The sequence below is a fragment of the Janthinobacterium sp. 64 genome (genome assembly GCF_002813325.1).
GTDB lineage: Bacteria > Pseudomonadota > Gammaproteobacteria > Burkholderiales > Burkholderiaceae_D > Janthinobacterium.
Genome location: NZ_PHUG01000001.1, coordinates 4,556,898 through 4,573,215 on the forward strand (window position 1 = coordinate 4,556,898; position 16,318 = coordinate 4,573,215).

Annotated in this window: 16 protein-coding genes; 9 read left to right on the plus strand and 7 right to left on the minus strand. The window is 60.8% G+C overall.

The features are described 5' to 3' along the window. Positions 1-19: 19 nt before the first annotated feature. From CLU91_RS20065 to CLU91_RS20080, 4 genes are all read right to left on the minus strand, one after another. Positions 20-3,598, minus strand: coding sequence for an ABC transporter permease/M1 family aminopeptidase (locus tag CLU91_RS20065; RefSeq protein ID WP_100876824.1), 3,579 nt, complete (start codon positions 3,596-3,598; stop codon positions 20-22). Positions 3,599-3,608: 10 nt separating this feature from the next. Beyond that, complete coding sequence (locus CLU91_RS20070; RefSeq protein ID WP_100875539.1) at positions 3,609-4,502, minus strand: ABC transporter ATP-binding protein; 894 nt, start codon at positions 4,500-4,502, stop codon at positions 3,609-3,611. A 169-nt stretch (positions 4,503-4,671) separates the two neighbouring features. Then, a complete protein-coding gene (locus CLU91_RS20075; RefSeq protein ID WP_100875540.1) occupies positions 4,672-5,868 on the minus strand; it encodes an ABC transporter permease in 1,197 nt (398 codons plus the stop codon). A gap of 3 nt (positions 5,869-5,871) precedes the next feature. Next, positions 5,872-6,651, minus strand: a complete 780-nt coding sequence (locus CLU91_RS20080; protein ID WP_100876825.1) for an ATP-binding cassette domain-containing protein — start codon at positions 6,649-6,651, stop codon at positions 5,872-5,874. Between the two features lie 148 nt (positions 6,652-6,799). Between CLU91_RS20080 and CLU91_RS20085 the strand changes: the two genes are divergently transcribed. After that, on the plus strand, positions 6,800-7,231 hold the full coding sequence (locus CLU91_RS20085) for a hypothetical protein (RefSeq protein WP_100875541.1): 432 nt from the start codon (positions 6,800-6,802) through the stop codon (positions 7,229-7,231). Positions 7,232-7,318: 87 nt separating this feature from the next. Beyond that, positions 7,319-7,963 carry a 2-polyprenyl-3-methyl-6-methoxy-1,4-benzoquinone monooxygenase gene (gene coq7, locus CLU91_RS20090; protein ID WP_100875542.1) on the plus strand — a complete coding sequence of 215 codons (645 nt, stop codon included), beginning with the start codon at positions 7,319-7,321 and terminating at the stop codon, positions 7,961-7,963. Positions 7,964-8,065: 102 nt separating this feature from the next. Here the strand turns inward: coq7 and CLU91_RS20095 are convergent, their stop codons facing one another. Further along, a complete protein-coding gene (locus tag CLU91_RS20095; RefSeq protein ID WP_071079492.1) occupies positions 8,066-8,488 on the minus strand; it encodes an OsmC family protein in 423 nt (140 codons plus the stop codon). A 225-nt stretch (positions 8,489-8,713) separates the two neighbouring features. On the opposite strand from CLU91_RS20095, the gene rplM reads away from it, so the two are divergent. The 5 genes from rplM (at position 8,714) to erpA (ending at position 11,696) form a co-directional block, all read left to right on the plus strand. Next, a complete protein-coding gene (rplM, locus tag CLU91_RS20100) occupies positions 8,714-9,142 on the plus strand; it encodes a 50S ribosomal protein L13 (RefSeq protein WP_010393282.1) in 429 nt (142 codons plus the stop codon). Between the two features lie 9 nt (positions 9,143-9,151). Further along, complete coding sequence (gene rpsI / locus CLU91_RS20105) at positions 9,152-9,544, plus strand: 30S ribosomal protein S9 (RefSeq protein ID WP_010393285.1); 393 nt, start codon at positions 9,152-9,154, stop codon at positions 9,542-9,544. Between the two features lie 175 nt (positions 9,545-9,719). Then, complete coding sequence (gene argC, locus CLU91_RS20110; RefSeq protein WP_100875543.1) at positions 9,720-10,757, plus strand: N-acetyl-gamma-glutamyl-phosphate reductase; 1,038 nt, start codon at positions 9,720-9,722, stop codon at positions 10,755-10,757. 90 nt (positions 10,758-10,847) lie between these two features. Beyond that, positions 10,848-11,237, plus strand: coding sequence for a bactofilin family protein (locus CLU91_RS20115; protein ID WP_100876826.1), 390 nt, complete (start codon positions 10,848-10,850; stop codon positions 11,235-11,237). Between the two features lie 96 nt (positions 11,238-11,333). Then, the gene (gene erpA / locus CLU91_RS20120; RefSeq protein ID WP_029496047.1) at positions 11,334-11,696 is read left to right on the plus strand and encodes an iron-sulfur cluster insertion protein ErpA; all 363 of its coding nucleotides are present in this window, start codon (positions 11,334-11,336) and stop codon (positions 11,694-11,696) included. Between the two features lie 168 nt (positions 11,697-11,864). On the opposite strand, the gene CLU91_RS20125 is transcribed toward erpA, so the two are convergent. Next, a complete protein-coding gene (locus CLU91_RS20125; RefSeq protein WP_232730811.1) occupies positions 11,865-12,995 on the minus strand; it encodes an anhydro-N-acetylmuramic acid kinase in 1,131 nt (376 codons plus the stop codon). An 88-nt stretch (positions 12,996-13,083) separates the two neighbouring features. Next, positions 13,084-14,451, minus strand: a complete 1,368-nt coding sequence (locus CLU91_RS20130) for a M23 family metallopeptidase (protein WP_100875544.1) — start codon at positions 14,449-14,451, stop codon at positions 13,084-13,086. Between the two features lie 154 nt (positions 14,452-14,605). On the opposite strand from CLU91_RS20130, the gene tyrS reads away from it, so the two are divergent. Together tyrS and dtd are read left to right on the plus strand one after the other, a co-directional pair. Continuing rightward, positions 14,606-15,871, plus strand: a complete 1,266-nt coding sequence (tyrS, locus tag CLU91_RS20135) for a tyrosine--tRNA ligase (protein ID WP_100875545.1) — start codon at positions 14,606-14,608, stop codon at positions 15,869-15,871. Then, entirely contained in the window at positions 15,868-16,317 is a 450-nt protein-coding gene (gene dtd / locus CLU91_RS20140; protein WP_100875546.1) for a D-aminoacyl-tRNA deacylase, read from the plus strand. The genes tyrS and dtd overlap by 4 nt, the downstream gene beginning before the upstream one ends. Position 16,318 lies beyond the last annotated feature (1 nt).

Genomic DNA, 16,318 nt, shown 5'->3' on the forward strand with positions numbered 1-16,318 from the left:
CCAGGGTGGCCATTTTTCGTCATGGTTCGTCGAGCTCGACGGTGACCATATTGTCATCGGGCTTGCGGTCGATCAGCTTGTTGTCGGGATCGATGCCCGCCTTGCCGGGCCGGCTGCCGACGATGACGGTGTAGCTCGCTTCTCGTGCCGTCATGCGCAGGCGTTCGCGCAGCAGCGGATGGCCATTCGCGTCGTCGACGCCGATCTCGATCCAGTCATGCAGGGGCGCATCGTGTTCCTCTCCCTGTTCGCCGGCCGTCAATTTCCCCGCCTGCACCTTGAGGGTGACGGCGTACTTGCCATCGCCGCGTTTGGTGGCCGTGGCCGACAGGGCGCGATTGTCGAACAGCACGATTTTCTCGAACAGGTCATCGATCAGATAAGCCTGCTCGGGCGGCGTGACCTGGCGCAAGCCCTGCACCAGCGCCGTCACGCTCGCATACGGCGGCCCCTTCTGTCCATAGGTCTTGAGCAAGTCGCGCAGCACGCCGTTGACCTTGTCTTCGCCGATGATATCTTGCAGCAAATACATGGCCAGGCTGCCCTTGTGGTAGTGAATATAGGCCTGGTTTTCATTCTCGGCCAGCGGCAGCTCCTTCTTGCGCTCTTCGCTGCGCCCCAACAGGTATTGATTCAGGTCATAGCGCAGGAAGCGGCGCATCTTGGCCGGCCCCGTGGTTTTTTTCATCACCATCAGCGCCGAATATTCGGCCAGGGTTTCGCTGAGCACGGTGGCGCCGCGCGTGTTGCCGCCCACCAATTGATGCGCCCACCACTGGTGCGCCACTTCATGCGCCGTGACGTAGAACGGATAGTCGAGGTCCTTCGGATTCTTGTCGTCCACCTTGGCGATGAAGCCCAGGCCTTCCGAGTATGGAATCGTGTTCGGGAACGATTGCGCAAACGTGGCGTAGCGGGGAAATTCCACGATGCGCAAGACCTTGTGCTGGTAGGGGCCGAAGTTTTTCGTGTAGTAGTCGAGCGCTTCCTTGCTGCCACGCACGAAACGATCGAGGTTGTATTCATGGCCAGGATGGTAATACACGTCGATGGCCACATCCTGCCAGCGCTCGTGCCTGACGGCGTAGCGGGCCGACTGGAAGGCGTAGAAATTCAGGATAGGCTGGTCCATCGTGTAATGGAAGTAATGGCGGCCCTTGGCGATCCAGTCATTGTCCAGCATGCCCGGCGCGATGGCCGTCTGGCCGTCGACGGTACTGACGGTGGCGTCAAAGTTGATGCGGTCGGCGTCCATGCTGACGTAATTGTCAGCCAATCCCCGTACATCGTCGCGCGGCAAGGCCCGTTCGCGCGCGGGCAAGCCGTGTTTCTTGCGGTCGCGCGGATCCGTCAACTCCTGCTGTGGCTGGTAGCCGATGTGCGGCAGGACGGCATTCGTGAAGAAGGTGCCGTTGGCCACCACGGGCGTGTCCTGGCCCAGGCCGAAGATGCCGCGCGGCGCATAAGCAATGTCGAAATCGAGGCCCAGGCTGGCGCCCGGCGCCAGCGGCGCGGCCAGGCGGTAGCTGTAAAAGCCCAGCTTGCCGTCATCGAGGCCGGGGTGCACGCGCGCATCAAAGCGCAGGCGCATGGTGGCGGTCGGGTCTTGCTGCACAAAAATGTGGCTGATCGGCAAGCTGGTCTTGTTTTGCAGCACATAGCGGCCCGTGACGGCCAGGGTACGCTGCGCCGGGTAGATGGCCACGTCGAGTTTCACGTCGGTGATTTTCGGCTGCGGCGTGGCGGCAAACTTGCGGTACTGGCGTTCGACGCTGGCGCGGTCCGCATCGCGGGAAAATTCAGACTTGTAATCGTTGGCCACGTGAAAGACGTAGAACAGCACGCCGCCGGCGAAGACGAAGATCAGGGCGCCGCCGGCAAAGCTGGCCAGCACGCCTTGCGTCAGGCCGTGGCGCGCCAGGCGCAATCGGATGCGCCAGCTATCGTGTGCGCCGCGGGGCCAGAGCAGCAGCGACAGCACCGTCAGCATGATGGCCGCGCCGCTCCAGTACAGCAAGTACCAGCGCTCGCGCAACACATAGTGGCCGGCGCCGTTCATGGCCGAATAGATGAAGTCCGGCGTGCTGGCGTACAGCAGCAGCGGGTCGCCCAGGCCCAGCGAGGCAAAGCTGATGCTGGCGATGTGGTACAGAATCATGGCGAAATACGCCAGGTACTTGTGATTGATCACTACCTGCAAACAGATGGCCAGCACGGCGATCAGTGCGTAGTAGGGCAGGTGCGACAGGAACAGCGATTCCAGGTACAGGCCGGGGTCGAGGCGGTAATAGCCCTTGAAGACCTGGATCGACATGCCGCACAGCATGATGACCAGGCTCAGCAATGCTTGCAGGCCGATCAGGGCGAACAGTTTCGACAGCAGGGGCAGCCAGTTCGGCACGGGCAGGGCGTCGAGCATCAGGTGGATGCTGGTCTCGCGTTCGCGCCACACCAGTTCGCCCGCATAGAAGGTGGTAATGATCAGCATGAACAGGGCAAACGAGGCGCTGACCATGTCCAGCACTTTTTCCGTCACCGGATAGGTATTCGTGCCGTACATGGAACCCATGTCGAGCGCGCCTGCGTACATGGTCAGCACGCCAGCGAGCACGATGACGACAAAATAGATGTTCTTGATGGTTTCGCGCAGGTTCAGCCAGCTCATCTTGACGAGCAGGGCGGCCAGGTTGCGCTGCGCAAAATCAGGCGCTTCCTGCGTGGACAGCGAAGCGCTCGACAGGCGCAGCGGTACATCGCCGTCGCTGCGGCGCTTGCTGGCGCCCGCGTCCGTCGTGGCGTGGAACTGGAAGCGCCAGTAGCCGAGCAGCAAGGCCACCAGGGCGAAGCCGGACCAGATGGCGCGGTTCAGCAAATACACGCCCTCCAGGGTCACCAGGCGCGTGTTGCGCTCCGCATTCGGCCAGTATTCCGTCAGGCGTATCAGCGCCGTGGTGCCGAAGGGGTCGATCAGGGCGGCCAGGGTCTTGTAGTCGAGGTCGCGCGCCAGCGAGGGCGCCACCAGGTAGCCGATCAGCATGACCACCGAGCTGATGTACACAGGCAGCATGCGCCGCGTCAGGGCCGCGATGACGAAGAAGATGGCGCCGAAGATGAACAGGTTCGGCAGCAGCGTAAAGACGTAGGGCATCAGATAGGCCAGCGCGCGCTGCGGCCCCAGCCGTTCGGGATCGATGCCGGGCAGCCATGCGCCCAGCCACGCGCCGATGACGATGCTGGAAAATACCACGGCCAGTACCAGATAGGCGCCGAGGAAGCGGCCAAAGACATACTGGTATTTTTTGATCGGCGCGCTGAAGAAGAAATGCTGCATGCCGTACTCGAAATCCTGCTGCACCGAGCGGCCCATCATGGCGGCCACCACCACGGCGCCGAAGCAGCCCAGCAGGCTGCACGTGAACGCCAGCGAGCGCGGCGCGTTGATCAGGAACTTGCCGCCGAAACTGATGCTCGCTTCCTTGAAGACGCCGCCGGCGGCCGCCATCCACAGCATGGCCAGGGCCAGGAACATGGCAAAATACACCCAGGTGGACAGCAGCTTGAGCCGCTGTCGCGCTTCAAAGCGGGCGATGGCAAACATGGCCGGCCCCTCAGTCGCATTGCGGGGCAACGCGGTGGCGCCCGGCAATGGTGGCGAAATACAGGTCTTCCAGGTCGCCGATGGCTTCCTCGAAGCCGTCGCCCGGGTCGTCGTCGCTGTAGACGTGGATCAGGGTGCGGCCCGACAGCAAGCGCGTGGAAATGACGGCGTGGCGCTGCTGGAAGCTGGCCAGCTCTTTCTTGTCGACAAAGCGCGCCCAGATCTTGCAGCTGACTTCGTCGATCAGTTCCTGGGTCTTGCCGCACAGTAGCAAATGGCCCTTGTTGATGATGGCCATGTTGGCGCACAGGTCGGCCACGTCGGACACGATATGGGTCGACAGGATCACCGTCTTGTCTTCGCCGATATCGGATAGCAGATTGTGGAAGCGCACGCGCTCCTGCGGGTCGAGGCCGGCCGTCGGCTCGTCGACGATGATCAGTTTCGGGTCGCCCAGCAGCGCTTGCGCGATGCCGAAGCGCTGGCGCATGCCGCCGGAAAAGCTGCCCAGGCGCTGGTGGCGCACGTCGAACAGATTGGTTTGCTGCAACAGGCCATCGACGACCTCGCGCCGGCGCGCCCGCTGTGACAACCCTTTGAGCATGGCGAAGTGGTCGAGCAGTTCGTAGGCAGTCACCTTCGGATACAGGCCGAAGTCTTGCGGCAGGTAACCGAGCATGCGGCGGATCTCGTCCTTGTCGTCGAGCACGTCGTAGTCGCCGAAGAAGATGGCGCCGGAATCGCACTCCTGCAAGGTGGCCAGGGTGCGCATCAGGGTCGACTTGCCGGCGCCATTCGGACCCAGCAAGCCAAACATTCCGGGCGGTATCGTCAGCGACACGTTATCCAGCGCCACCACGCCATTCGCGTAGGTCTTCGACAATTTGCGAATCTGCAATTCCATACAACTCCTAAGTCATGCGTTGCTGCCCGATACGACAGGGCTACTCTATGCTGGCATTGTATTGAATTTAAGACGTACTGGGCAGTTGCATGCGATACACGGCATTTTCGCGTGTCCAGAGTGCGGATGGGCGGGGTGGATGGCACCCCGCCGCAAGCCATTTGCAAGATTAATTTCGAAAAAGTACCGATTCGCGGTTAAACCACCAGCGGCACAGCATCAGCAGCGCGCCCGCGATCACCGTGGTCGAGGCCAGGATCACGCCGAACATGCGGTAATCCATGGTGCCCTTGACCAGCTCCTTCATGGCCAGCGACACATTCGTCAGCGGCACCATGGCCCAGATCCAGTTCAGCTCGACGCCGGGCAGCATCGCCGCCACCGTGGGCAGGATGACGAACATCATCAATGGCGTGATCATACCGGCCGCTTCCTTGTAGCTTTTTGCGTAGATCGAGATCGACAGCAGCAGCGAGGCAAAGATGGCGGCCGTCGGCACCAGCATCAGGGCCACCATGGCCAGGTCGGGCAAGCCGATGCTGCGCACCATGACGGCCATGTTGCCTTCGAGCGAACTGCCGAAGATGGCCAGCAGGGCGCCTATGCTGCCCACCATCAGCACGGCCGACGTCATGCCCACCGTAAACAGCACGAGGAACTTGGCCACCACGATGGCGCTGCGCGGCACGGGCGCCAGCAGCAGGGTTTCCAGGGTGCCGCGCTCCTTTTCGCCGGCGCCCAGGTCGATGGCCGGATACATGGCCGCCGTCAGGCACACCATCAGCAGCAGATAGGGCAGCATGCCGCCGACGATGGCACCCATCTGCTCGCGCTCGTTGGCCGTCGACTGCTTGTCGAGCACGATGGGGTGCAGGGCGAAGGCCAGTTGGGCCGGACTCAGGTTCAGGGCCGACAGCGCGCTTTCGCGCAGGCTGGCGTTGTAGGCCTCGATGATCTCGCGCACCCGCTGCTGGGTCATGTCGACCGTGCTGGCGCTGTTGTAGTGCAGCACCACCTTGGCTTGCTGGTGTTGTTGCAGCGCTTCTTCAAAGCGGGGCGGAATGACGACGGCGAACTTGATGCTGTCGTCGCCGATGGCGCGGCGGATGTCGCCCTCGCTGGCCAGCGGCACTTCGCGCAGATTGTGCTGCTGCGCAAAACGCGCGCTCAGGCCCGGCGAATGGTCCTTGCCGAACAGCGCGTAGCGCATTTCCGCCGTCTTGGCGTTCTTGAACATATTGCTTGAAACATAAGCGAAGCCGCCAAAGATCAGCGGCATGGCAAAGATGGGGATGAGGATGGTGAAAATCAGCGTCTTGCGGTCGCGCGTGAGCTCCAGCAACTCTTTCAGATAAATGGTCCACATGGCTCAGGCTCCCTGGTTGATGACGCTGACAAAGGCGTCGTACAAGTCTGCGCTGCCGCCCAGGTGGCGCAGTTCGTCGACCGTGCCATTGAAGGCGGTGGTGCCGCGGTTGATGATGCAGACGCGGTCGCACAGCTTTTCCACTTCGTGCAGATGGTGCGTGGAAAAGATCAGCGGCACGCGCAGCGCCTTGTAGCTGGCGATGAAGTCGAGCAGGATCTTGGCCGACATCACGTCCAGGCCCGTGGTCGGCTCGTCGAGGATCACCACGTGCGGCTCATGCACGACGGTGCGGGCGATCGCGCACTTCTGTTTCATGCCCGTCGACAACTGATCGGCCCGCTTGCCGCCGTATTCTTCCATCTGCAGCAGGGAAAACAGCTCGTCGCAGCGGCGTTTCAGCTTGTCGGCCGGCATGCCGTGCAGGCGGCCGAAATACTCCACGTTCTCGCGCGCCGTCAGGCGCCCATACAAGCCCGTCGAGCCGGACAGGAAACCGATGCTCTGGCGCGCCACCAGGGGTTGGCGCAGCACATCGACGCCGTTGACGAGGGCGCTGCCCGCGTCCGCCTGCAAGGCCGTCGACAGCAGGCGCAAGGTGGTGGTCTTGCCGGCGCCATTCGGGCCCAGCAGGCCCAGCACTTCGCCCGGGGCGCAGCTGAAACTGACGTCGCGCACGGCGTGAAACCAGCCCTCATGTTCGCGCGGATCGCTGACGTGCACGCCCTTGCCCTTGTGGGGCGGCATGCGGAAACGTTTTGCCAGGTGCTTGACCTCTATCATGTGCTTCATCCATTTGACGGTGAAGAACGAGAGTAGCATGCAAAAAATGTAACTTGCAAGGTGGAAATATCGTTTGGTCTATTGAAAAAAGCAGCATCTTCATGCAAGCTGGCCCGGTGGGCGCCGGCGGACGGCGCGGGAGAGCGTAATGCGAACGATCGATCAGGCGATGCAGGACAAGGTATTGGCCGTGGCGCGCGCCGGCATGACCAGTGCCGAAGCCATCGGTTTCTTCCGCGTCAGCCTGGGCTTGTACTACCTGGCCGGCCTGATGACGGAGGAAGCGCTCGACTTCAAAGAGATAGACGCGAAGTACAACCGTTTCATTTACCACTCGCTCGGTGGCGGCCACAGCATCGCCAGCGTGCTGCAATTCATGAGCGGCGAGAAAGTCTTGCGCGTACTGCAATCGGAGCGTTTTCGCGCCGCGTTTGCCGAGCATTGCGCGGACATTCCCGTCGACAGCATTTCCTTCCTGATTTCACTGAACCTGGGCGTGGCGAAAAGCCTGTCCGGCCTCGATGCCGTCGGCCCCGTGGTCGATTGGATCGAGCAGGAAAAAGCGCGCACAAGTCAATAAAGCCCCGTTCACCCTGCGCGCGGCGTGGGTACGGCTGGCCCTGATCGTCCTATAATTCATGCTTTACTACTCATGAGCATAGCCACGATGACCGCGAACCGCCATTTTGACCCCCTGGATCGTTTGATTGTTGGCGCCGACAAGGCCTTGCGCGTCATTGCGGGCGTGGCTTCGGCCTCGCGCCCCACGCCGGCCGCGCATGCGCCCGATGCGGAGCTGAGCCCGGCCGAACAGCGCCACAGCGCCGGCTTGATGCGCGTCAACCACGTGGGCGAAGTGTGCGCCCAGGCCCTGTACAACTCGCAGGCGCGCTATGCGCACAGCCCGGCCATCCGCGCCCAGTTCGACGAAGCGGGACGCGAAGAGGAAGATCACCTGGCCTGGACGGCGCAGCGCCTGACGGAGCTGGGCTCGCGTCTGAGCTTGCTCAATCCTCTGTGGTATGCGGGTTCGTTTGCGCTGGGCACCATCGCCGCGCGCATGGGCGACGGCCGCAGCCTGGGATTCGTGGTGGAAACGGAACGCCAGGTGGAAGCGCACCTGGCCAGCCACTTGCAGCAATTGCCTCCGCAGGACGCCAAGTCGCGCGCCATCGTCAAGCAGATGGCCATCGACGAAGTGGAACACGGCGCCGCCGCCCAGCGACTGGGCGCCATCGACACCCCGGCGCCCGTGAAGGCGCTGATGGGCATCATGGGGAAAGTGATGACAAAAACCGCGTATTACATTTGACAGGTCGGGTAGGTCGGATTAGGCCGCAGGCCGTAATCCGACAACACTGTTGGCGCTACCGGTGTCGTCGGATTACGCGGGGCCTTGCCCCGCTAATCCGACCTACTCCTCGATGATTTCGAACGAGTGCGTGATCTCGGCAGTTTTCGCCAGCATGATCGACGCCGAGCAATATTTGTCGTGCGACAAAGTCACGGCCCGTTCCACGGCCGTCGGTTTCAGGGCCTTGCCCCGCACGGTGAAATGGAAGTGGATCTTGGTGAATACTTTCGGATCGGTGTCGGCGCGCTCGGCCTTCAGGGTCACTTCGCAGCCACTGACGGCTTCGCGCCCCCGTTTCAGGATCAGCACCACGTCATAGGCGGTGCAGCCGCCCGTGCCCAGCAAGACCATTTCCATGGGGCGTGGCGCCAGGTTGTGGCCGCCGCCATCGGGCGCGCCATCCATGGTTACCAGGTGGCCGGAGCCGGTTTCTGCCCGAAAACTCATGCCCGACGGGCCATTCCAGCTGACTTTGCATTCCATCGTACTCTCCGAAAATTGTAAGCGTTTTGTATTGTAATAGAGGAATGCTCATCCATGTGCCGGCCGCCGGCCCGCAGCCGGTCTGCATCGTGGCTTGACGCGGCAAGGCAAAGCCGCTTATACTTGTCGGCTTTCCGTTCGCTCAGGAAAAGTAAATAAGGCAGAGTCCGCATAGCAGCATCGGCGGAACCACCATTTGAGCGTGTAATCTATTAGGAAGTCAACATGAAAACATTTTCCGCTAAAGGACATGAAGTCCAGCGCGATTGGTTCGTGGTTGACGCGACGGACAAAGTCCTCGGACGTGTTGCCAGCGAAGTGGCACTCCGACTGCGCGGCAAACACAAACCAGAATTTACTCCTCACGTCGATACCGGCGACTTTATCGTCGTCATCAACGCAGGCAAACTGCGTGTGACCGGTACCAAAGCTACTGAGAAAATTTACTACCGTCACTCTGGCTATCCAGGCGGCATCTACGAAACCAACTTCCAGAAAATGCAACAGCGTTTTCCAGGTCGCGCGCTTGAGAAAGCGGTCAAGGGCATGTTGCCTAAAGGCCCACTCGGCTACGCAATGATCAAGAAGCTGAAAGTGTACGCGGAAGGTTCCCATCCGCACGCTGCTCAGCAACCTAAAGCACTTGTTCTCTAAGGAACTGACATGATCGGTAATTACAATTATGGAACCGGCCGTCGCAAAAGTGCAGTGGCTCGGGTTTTTATCAAAGTTGGCACAGGCTTGATCGTTGTTAACGGCAAACCAGCAAACGAATACTTTTCGCGCGAAACGGGTCTGATGGTCATCCGTCAACCACTGGAACTGACCGGCAATGTCGAGCGTTTCGACATCAAAGTCAACGTCCATGGCGGCGGTGAGTCGGGTCAGGCTGGTGCAGTTCGTCACGGCATCACCCGCGCTCTGATCGACTACGATGCAGCGTTGAAACCGGAACTGGCGAAAGCCGGCTTCGTAACCCGCGATGCACGTGAAGTCGAGCGTAAAAAAGTTGGTCTGCGCAAAGCACGTCGCGCAAAGCAATTCTCGAAGCGTTAATTTCTACGCTACAGCACCTTCCGGGGTGCTGGTCGAAAAGCCGCTGGACTTCGGTCCCGCGGCTTTTTTGCATTTCAGCGTGACTCTGCGTTGCGCTGTAAAATACGCGGAAAACCGCAAGGGCAGCGTTTCCCTTCATCTTTATGCAATCTCAATCTATACACAAGGAAAGAACATGATCAAAGTTGGCATCGTCGGCGGCACTGGATACACGGGCGTGGAATTGCTGCGCTTGCTCGCTACCCATCCAGATGTCGAGTTGACGGCGATTACCTCGCGCAAGGAAGATGGCTTGCCCGTTGCTGACATGTATCCTTCCCTGCGCGGCCACGTGAGCTTGGCGTTTACCTCGCCGGACAAGGCGAATCTGGAACAGTGCGACGTGGTCTTCTTTGCCACCCCGCATGGCGTTGCCATGGCGCAAGCCCCGGCCTTGCTGGCCGCCGGCGTGAAAGTCATCGACCTGGCCGCCGACTTCCGCCTGAAAGACCAGGCCAAGTTCGAGCAATGGTACAAGATTGCCCACACGGCGCCCGAGCTGATCGAACAGGCCGTGTATGGCTTGCCGGAACTGAACCGCGAAGACATCAAGCAAGCCAAGCTGATCGCCAACCCCGGTTGCTACCCGACCACCATGCAGCTGGGCTTTTACCCGCTGCTGAAAGCCGGCCTGGTCAACGCGGGCGGTCTCATCGCGGACTGCAAGTCGGGCGTGTCCGGCGCCGGCCGCAAGGCGGAAATCGGCATCCTGTTCTCGGAAAGCAGCGACAGTTTCAAGGCCTACGGCGTGGCTGGCCACCGCCACTTGCCGGAAACGACGGCGCAATTGCAGCGCTTCACGGACGAGAAAGTGGCGCTGACCTTCACGCCGCACCTGGTGCCGATGATACGCGGCATGCATTCGACCCTGTACGCACAGCTGAACAAGGATGTCAGCAATGAAGAATTGCAATCTTTGTTCGAAGCGCAATACAAGGACGAGCCTTTCGTCGACGTCATGCCATTCGGCTCGCACCCGGAAACCCGCTCCACGCGCGGCTCGAACATGCTGCGCCTGGCCTTGCACCGTCCTGAAGGCGGCAATACAGTCATCGTGCTGGTGGTGCAGGACAATCTGGTCAAGGGCGCGTCGGGCCAGGCCGTGCAATGCATGAACTTGATGTTTGGTTTGAAAGAAACGGCCGGTTTGCAACACATCGCCGTGATGCCGTAACGATAGGTGACGGTGCTTGCGCGGGTCCGGCGCCTTTTTGCCGGACCTGTGATAAATTGGATTGCCACGTACCCCGACAGGATGACGTTCATGTTCGAGCGCAACGCGAAAAACCCCATCGACACTTTGATCGGCGCTGCCACGCGGATCGAGGGCGACTTGCTGTTTTGCGGCGGCTTGCGCATCGATGGTCATGTGCGCGGCAACGTCACGGGCGAGCCGGGCGAGCCCACGCATGTGGTGCTGGGCGAGGCTGGCCGCATCGATGGCGAAGTGCGCTGCTCGAGCCTGGTCGTCAGCGGCGAGATCAATGGCCCCGTGTATGTGTCCGAAATGCTTGAAATCCAGCCCAAAGCCCGCATTGTAGGAGAGGTCTATTACAAGGTGCTGGAAATGCACAGCGGTGCATTGGTGCAAGGCAAGCTCAGCCGCCACGACAGCGCCGACCCCGTGCTGCACCTGGCCGTATCGGAAATGTGAGCAGGAACAACACCGTCCAGCCGCATCTGCGGCGGCCGCAGCGCGACTTGCGCCAACAGTCTATAATGACTTAATGTTTTCTGAGGAGTGCCTGATATGAATGCCGTCGCTGAAATGCAAGATGTGATCCCTTCCCCTATTATCTTTACCGATAGCGCCGCTGAAAAAGTCGCGCAGCTGATCGAAGAAGAAGGCAATCCCGACCTGAAATTGCGCGTCTTCGTGCAGGGCGGCGGCTGCTCCGGTTTCCAGTATGGCTTTACCTTCGATGAAATCGTCAACGAAGATGACACCACCATGGTCAAGAACGGCGTCCAGCTGTTGATCGATTCCATGAGCTACCAGTACCTGGTCGGCGCGGAAATCGACTACAAGGATGACCTGGAAGGCGCGCAGTTCGTGATTAAAAACCCGACAGCAACGTCGACCTGCGGTTGCGGTTCGTCTTTCTCGGTATAAGCAGCACACCTGAGAAAACGCCCATGGCGGCGTTGCATTGCCTCGCCATACTATTCGTACTGTCTTCGGCAATGCGCCTTGCCCTGAACGTTTTTCAGGCGCGCCGGTTTGCCGGCGCAGCATAAAAATAGCGGATCGATGATCCGCTATTTGTGTTTCTACATCTGCTCAACGCGGATACAGCGCACCGAGCACGCGTAAGCCCGCCGCGCCCGTCACGGCCGGCAAATTGCCTGGTTTGCGCTGCGTAAAGCGCCAGGCCAGCCAGGCGAACGCCAGCGCCTCGACCTGGCTGGGCGCCACGCCCAGCGCTTGCGTGGACTCCACCGCCATGCCCGGCAATGCATGGGCCAGGGCCGCCATCAGGCTGGCGTTCTGCGCGCCCCCGCCGCATACATACACGTTTTCCGCCTGCGCCCCGTCGCGCGCGATAGCCTGCGCCAGGCTGGCGGCCGTCAGCTGCGTCAGGGTCGCCTGCACGTCGGCAGGCAGGGCGGCTGGATAGCTGGCCAGCTTGCTATTCAGCCACTCGGCATGGAACAGGTCGCGGCCCGTGCTTTTCGGCGCCGGCAAGTCAAAGTACGGATCGTTGAGCAATTCCGCCAGCAGGGCAGGGATGACCTGGCCTGTCGCTGCCCAGGCGCCATTGGCGTCGTAGGGCTGGCCCAGGTGTTGCAAAACCCAGCCATCCATCAGCGCATTGCCAGGCCCCGTGTCGTAGCCCGCCACCGTGCCGTCCGCGTGCAGCACGCTGATATTGCTGATGCCGCCGATATTGGCCAGCACGCGCGTGTGGCCGGGCACATTGAAAATGGCCTGGTGAAAAGCGGGCACCAGCGGTGCGCCCTGGCCGCCGGCCGCCACGTCGCGGCTGCGCAAGTCGGCGATGACGTCGATGCCCGTCAGTTCAGCCAGCAGGGCCGGGTTGTTCAACTGGCGCGTAAAGCCCAGTTCGGGGCGGTGGCGGATGGTCTGGCCATGCGCGCCGATGGCGGCGACGGCATCCGGGCCGATACCTGCGTTGCTCAGGAGCATGGCGACGCAGTCCGCGTAATGGCGCACCAGTTGATTGGCCGCCAGCGCTTCGCGTTCGATTTCATTCTGGCCGGCACTTTGCAATGCCATCAGGTCGGCGCGCAGGCTGGCCGGAAAGGGAATATACGCGTCCCCCAGGCTGCGCACGCCGCCATCGTCGGCAAAGTCGACCAGGGCGCCGTCGACGCCGTCCAGGCTGGTGCCTGACATCAAACCGATATACAGCATGGGTATTTCCTTGAAGGCGACAGTGATGGTGTGCATTGTGCCGCATTTTCCTGTGCACATAAAACAAAGGCACCGGCCATCTGCATGGGCGGTGCCTTTGATTATTGCCTGAAGGCAGTGTTGCTTAGCGCGAAGCCAGTGCCGTGTCGTTCGGACGCAGCAGGGTGAAGCGGTGCATCATGTCGGCCGACACCATGCGGAAGCGGCTCAGCTCAGCGGCCGTCAATGGCGCCTGGGCTTGTACGTTCAGCTTGCTTGGGTCTTGTGCCACGCCGCCAACGCGGAATTCATAGTGCAAATGGGCACCCGTGGACCAGCCGGTGGTGCCGACGTAGCCGATCACATCGCCCTGGCTGACTTTTTGACCTTTTTTCAGGCCCGAAGCGAAGCGGCTCATGTGCGCATAGGCGGTGGTGTAGTTGGCCCAGTGTTTCAGGACAACAACATTGCCATAGCCGTTTTGGCTGCCGACGGAATCGACCACGCCGTCGCCCGAAGCGCGGATAGGGGTGCCCGTTGCTGCAGCGAAATCGATGCCCTTGTGCGCTTTCCAGTTGCCGGAAATCGGGTGCACGCGCATGGAGAAGCCGGACGAGATGCGGGAGAATTCGAGGGGGGATTTCAGGAAGGCTTTTTTGAGGGACTTGCCGTCGAAACTGTAGTAACCGCCGCCTTGCTTGCTGGCTGGGTCTTCGAACCAAACGGACTGGTAAGTCGTGCCGCGGTTGGTGAATTCACCGGCCAGGATGCGGCCCGCTCGGACGAATTCGCCATCTTGCCAGAACGTTTCGTAGACGACATTGAATGCGTCGCCGCGTTTCAGGTCGGAGCGGAAGTCGATATTGGTGGAGAACATTTCCACGATTTGCGCGGAAATCGAGTCTGGCAGGCGGGTGCCGTCCAGGCTGGAGTCGGTGGCGGCGAACAGGGTGGAGGTAATCTTGCGCGCGTGCATTTCAACGCGGCGTTCCAGCTGGGCTGCCACTTCCGTGGCCACGAACTTGTCGCCCTTGCGGGTGATCAGGATGTTTTTGACCGATTTGTCCGTGCCATCGACGAGCGTGGCGCGCATCCAGTTGAGGTCGCCGTTTTCGGACGTTTGCGCTTGCACGCGCTTGCCCGATTTCAGCAACATCACGCCGCGCGCGATCTTGTCGGTTTTGATGAAATTGGCAGCGGCCGGATCATCCACGCCAAGACGGGTCAGCAGGGTGGCGAGGGTATCGCCAGCGCGGACTTTTTCTTCGTGGGTGAAATTCTGGTCGACCTGTTCCATCGCGGAAATTTGCGAGGCGAGATCAGGCATTTCCAGGTTCTGTGCGATGGACGTGACCGGCAAGTCGGATGCGTCGGGTGCCATGGGCGACACAGCGACCGCGCCGAAGGCGGCCACGGCGAGCAGCACTGCCGACGCGCCGATAATGCGTGCCTTGCGTGTCGTCGTCAGCTGTGTGTACAAGCGTGAGCCTGTGATTTTATGTATAGGGTTCATGCAATCAGTTAAAATTTGCCCTTGAACGTGACCTGAACTAATGCTCTTTGTTATTGTTATTTTGGTTCGTTTTCATACGGCAAGATTGATGGGATCGAGCATTATAGCAAACTCCGCAAACCTACTACCATTTTGAGATTTATAGTCAAATTTTATGGAAATCAACACCACCGCATCGCCTGCCAAGGCTAACGCCGCTCAGACCGCACTTCCACTGTCGGACAGAGTACAAGAAGCCCTCGCGATTACCAAGCGTGGCGTCGACGAACTCTTGATCGAAAGCGAATTTGCGCAAAAATTAGCGCGCTCCGAGAAAACCGGTGTTCCACTGCGTATCAAACTGGGCCTGGACCCGACTGCACCCGACTTGCATCTGGGCCACACTGTCGTGCTGAACAAGATGCGCCAGCTGCAAAACCTCGGCCATCAAGTCATTTTCCTCATCGGCGACTTCACTTCCATGATCGGCGACCCTTCGGGCCGCAACGTCACGCGTCCGCCGTTGACCAAAGAACAGATCGAGATTAACGCGATGACGTATTTCGCGCAAGCATCTTTAGTGCTGGACGCCAGCAAGACGGAAATCCGCTATAACTCCGAGTGGTGCGATCCGCTGGGCGCGCGCGGCATCATCCAGCTCGCTTCCCACTACACGGTGGCGCGCATGATCGAGCGCGACGACTTCACCAAGCGCTTCCAGGGCGGCATTCCTATTTCCGTGCATGAATTCCTGTACCCGCTGATGCAAGGTTACGACTCGGTGGCCCTGAAATCGGACCTGGAACTGGGCGGCACGGACCAGAAGTTCAACCTGCTGGTGGGCCGCGAACTGCAAAAGCAGTATGGACAGGAGCAGCAGTGTATTTTGACCATGCCGCTGCTGGAAGGTTTGGACGGCGTGGAAAAAATGTCCAAGTCGAAGAATAACTACATCGGCATCACGGAAGCGGGCAACACCATGTTCGCCAAGCTGATGAGCATTTCCGACGTCATGATGTGGCGCTACTACGAGCTGCTGTCGTGGCGCTCGATCGCCGAACTGGCCCAGCTGAAGCGCGAAGTCGCGGAAGGCCGCAATCCGCGCGATGCCAAGGTTGCGCTGGCGCAAGAGATCGTCGCCCGCTTCCACTCGCAGCAGGCGGCCGAAGATGCGCTGGCCGACTTCGTCAACCGCTCGAAGGGCGGCATTCCCGACGATATCCCGGCAGTGACCCTGGCCGGCGCACCGCTGGGCATTCCGCAATTGCTGAAACAGGCTGGCCTGTGTCCGTCGACGTCGGAAGCCATGCGCAAGATCGACCAGGGCGGCGTGCGCATCGACGGCACCGTCATCAGCGACAAGGGCTTGCAAGTGGCAGCAGGCGAATTTGTGTTGCAAGTCGGCAAGCGCAGTTTCGCGCGCGTCACCCTGACGGCATGATCGCGCTGCTGCAGAGAGTCACGCAGGCGAAAGTCGACGTTGCCGGCGCCACCATCGGCGCCATCGACGCCGGCCTGATGGTGCTGGTGTGCGCGGAGCGGGGCGATACGGAGAAGGAAGCGGACGCCCTGCTGAGCAAGCTGCTCGGTTACCGCGTGTTTGCCGACGAGGCGGGCAAGATGAACCGCAGCGTGACGGACGTGGCCGGCGGCTTGCTGCTGGTGCCCCAGTTTACCCTGGCGGCCGACACCAAGTCTGGCACGCGCCCGTCATTCACGCCGGCCGCCGCGCCGCAGGATGGCTTGCGCCTGTTCACGCATTTCGTGGACCAGGCGCGCAGCCGCCATGCGACCGTGCAAACGGGGCAGTTCGGCGCCGACATGCAGGTGTCGCTCACCAATGACGGCCCCGTCACGTTCTGGCTACAAGTGAACGTAAAACAATAAC

Coding starts and splice junctions, on each gene's coding strand:
- dtd (WP_100875546.1), top strand. CDS start 15,868: ATGATCGCGCTGCTGCAGAGAGTCACGCAGGCGAAAGTCGACGTTGCC.
- CLU91_RS20085 (WP_100875541.1), top strand. CDS start 6,800: ATGCGAACGATCGATCAGGCGATGCAGGACAAGGTATTGGCCGTGGCG.
- CLU91_RS20095 (WP_071079492.1), bottom strand. CDS start 8,488: ATGGAATGCAAAGTCAGCTGGAATGGCCCGTCGGGCATGAGTTTTCGG.
- CLU91_RS20130 (WP_100875544.1), bottom strand. CDS start 14,451: ATGAACCCTATACATAAAATCACAGGCTCACGCTTGTACACACAGCTG.
- argC (WP_100875543.1), top strand. CDS start 9,720: ATGATCAAAGTTGGCATCGTCGGCGGCACTGGATACACGGGCGTGGAA.
- erpA (WP_029496047.1), top strand. CDS start 11,334: ATGAATGCCGTCGCTGAAATGCAAGATGTGATCCCTTCCCCTATTATC.
- CLU91_RS20080 (WP_100876825.1), bottom strand. CDS start 6,651: ATGATAGAGGTCAAGCACCTGGCAAAACGTTTCCGCATGCCGCCCCAC.
- tyrS (WP_100875545.1), top strand. CDS start 14,606: ATGGAAATCAACACCACCGCATCGCCTGCCAAGGCTAACGCCGCTCAG.
- CLU91_RS20115 (WP_100876826.1), top strand. CDS start 10,848: ATGTTCGAGCGCAACGCGAAAAACCCCATCGACACTTTGATCGGCGCT.
- rplM (WP_010393282.1), top strand. CDS start 8,714: ATGAAAACATTTTCCGCTAAAGGACATGAAGTCCAGCGCGATTGGTTC.
- CLU91_RS20070 (WP_100875539.1), bottom strand. CDS start 4,502: ATGGAATTGCAGATTCGCAAATTGTCGAAGACCTACGCGAATGGCGTG.
- CLU91_RS20075 (WP_100875540.1), bottom strand. CDS start 5,868: ATGTGGACCATTTATCTGAAAGAGTTGCTGGAGCTCACGCGCGACCGC.
- CLU91_RS20125 (WP_232730811.1), bottom strand. CDS start 12,995: ATGCACACCATCACTGTCGCCTTCAAGGAAATACCCATGCTGTATATC.
- coq7 (WP_100875542.1), top strand. CDS start 7,319: ATGACCGCGAACCGCCATTTTGACCCCCTGGATCGTTTGATTGTTGGC.
- rpsI (WP_010393285.1), top strand. CDS start 9,152: ATGATCGGTAATTACAATTATGGAACCGGCCGTCGCAAAAGTGCAGTG.
- CLU91_RS20065 (WP_100876824.1), bottom strand. CDS start 3,598: ATGTTTGCCATCGCCCGCTTTGAAGCGCGACAGCGGCTCAAGCTGCTG.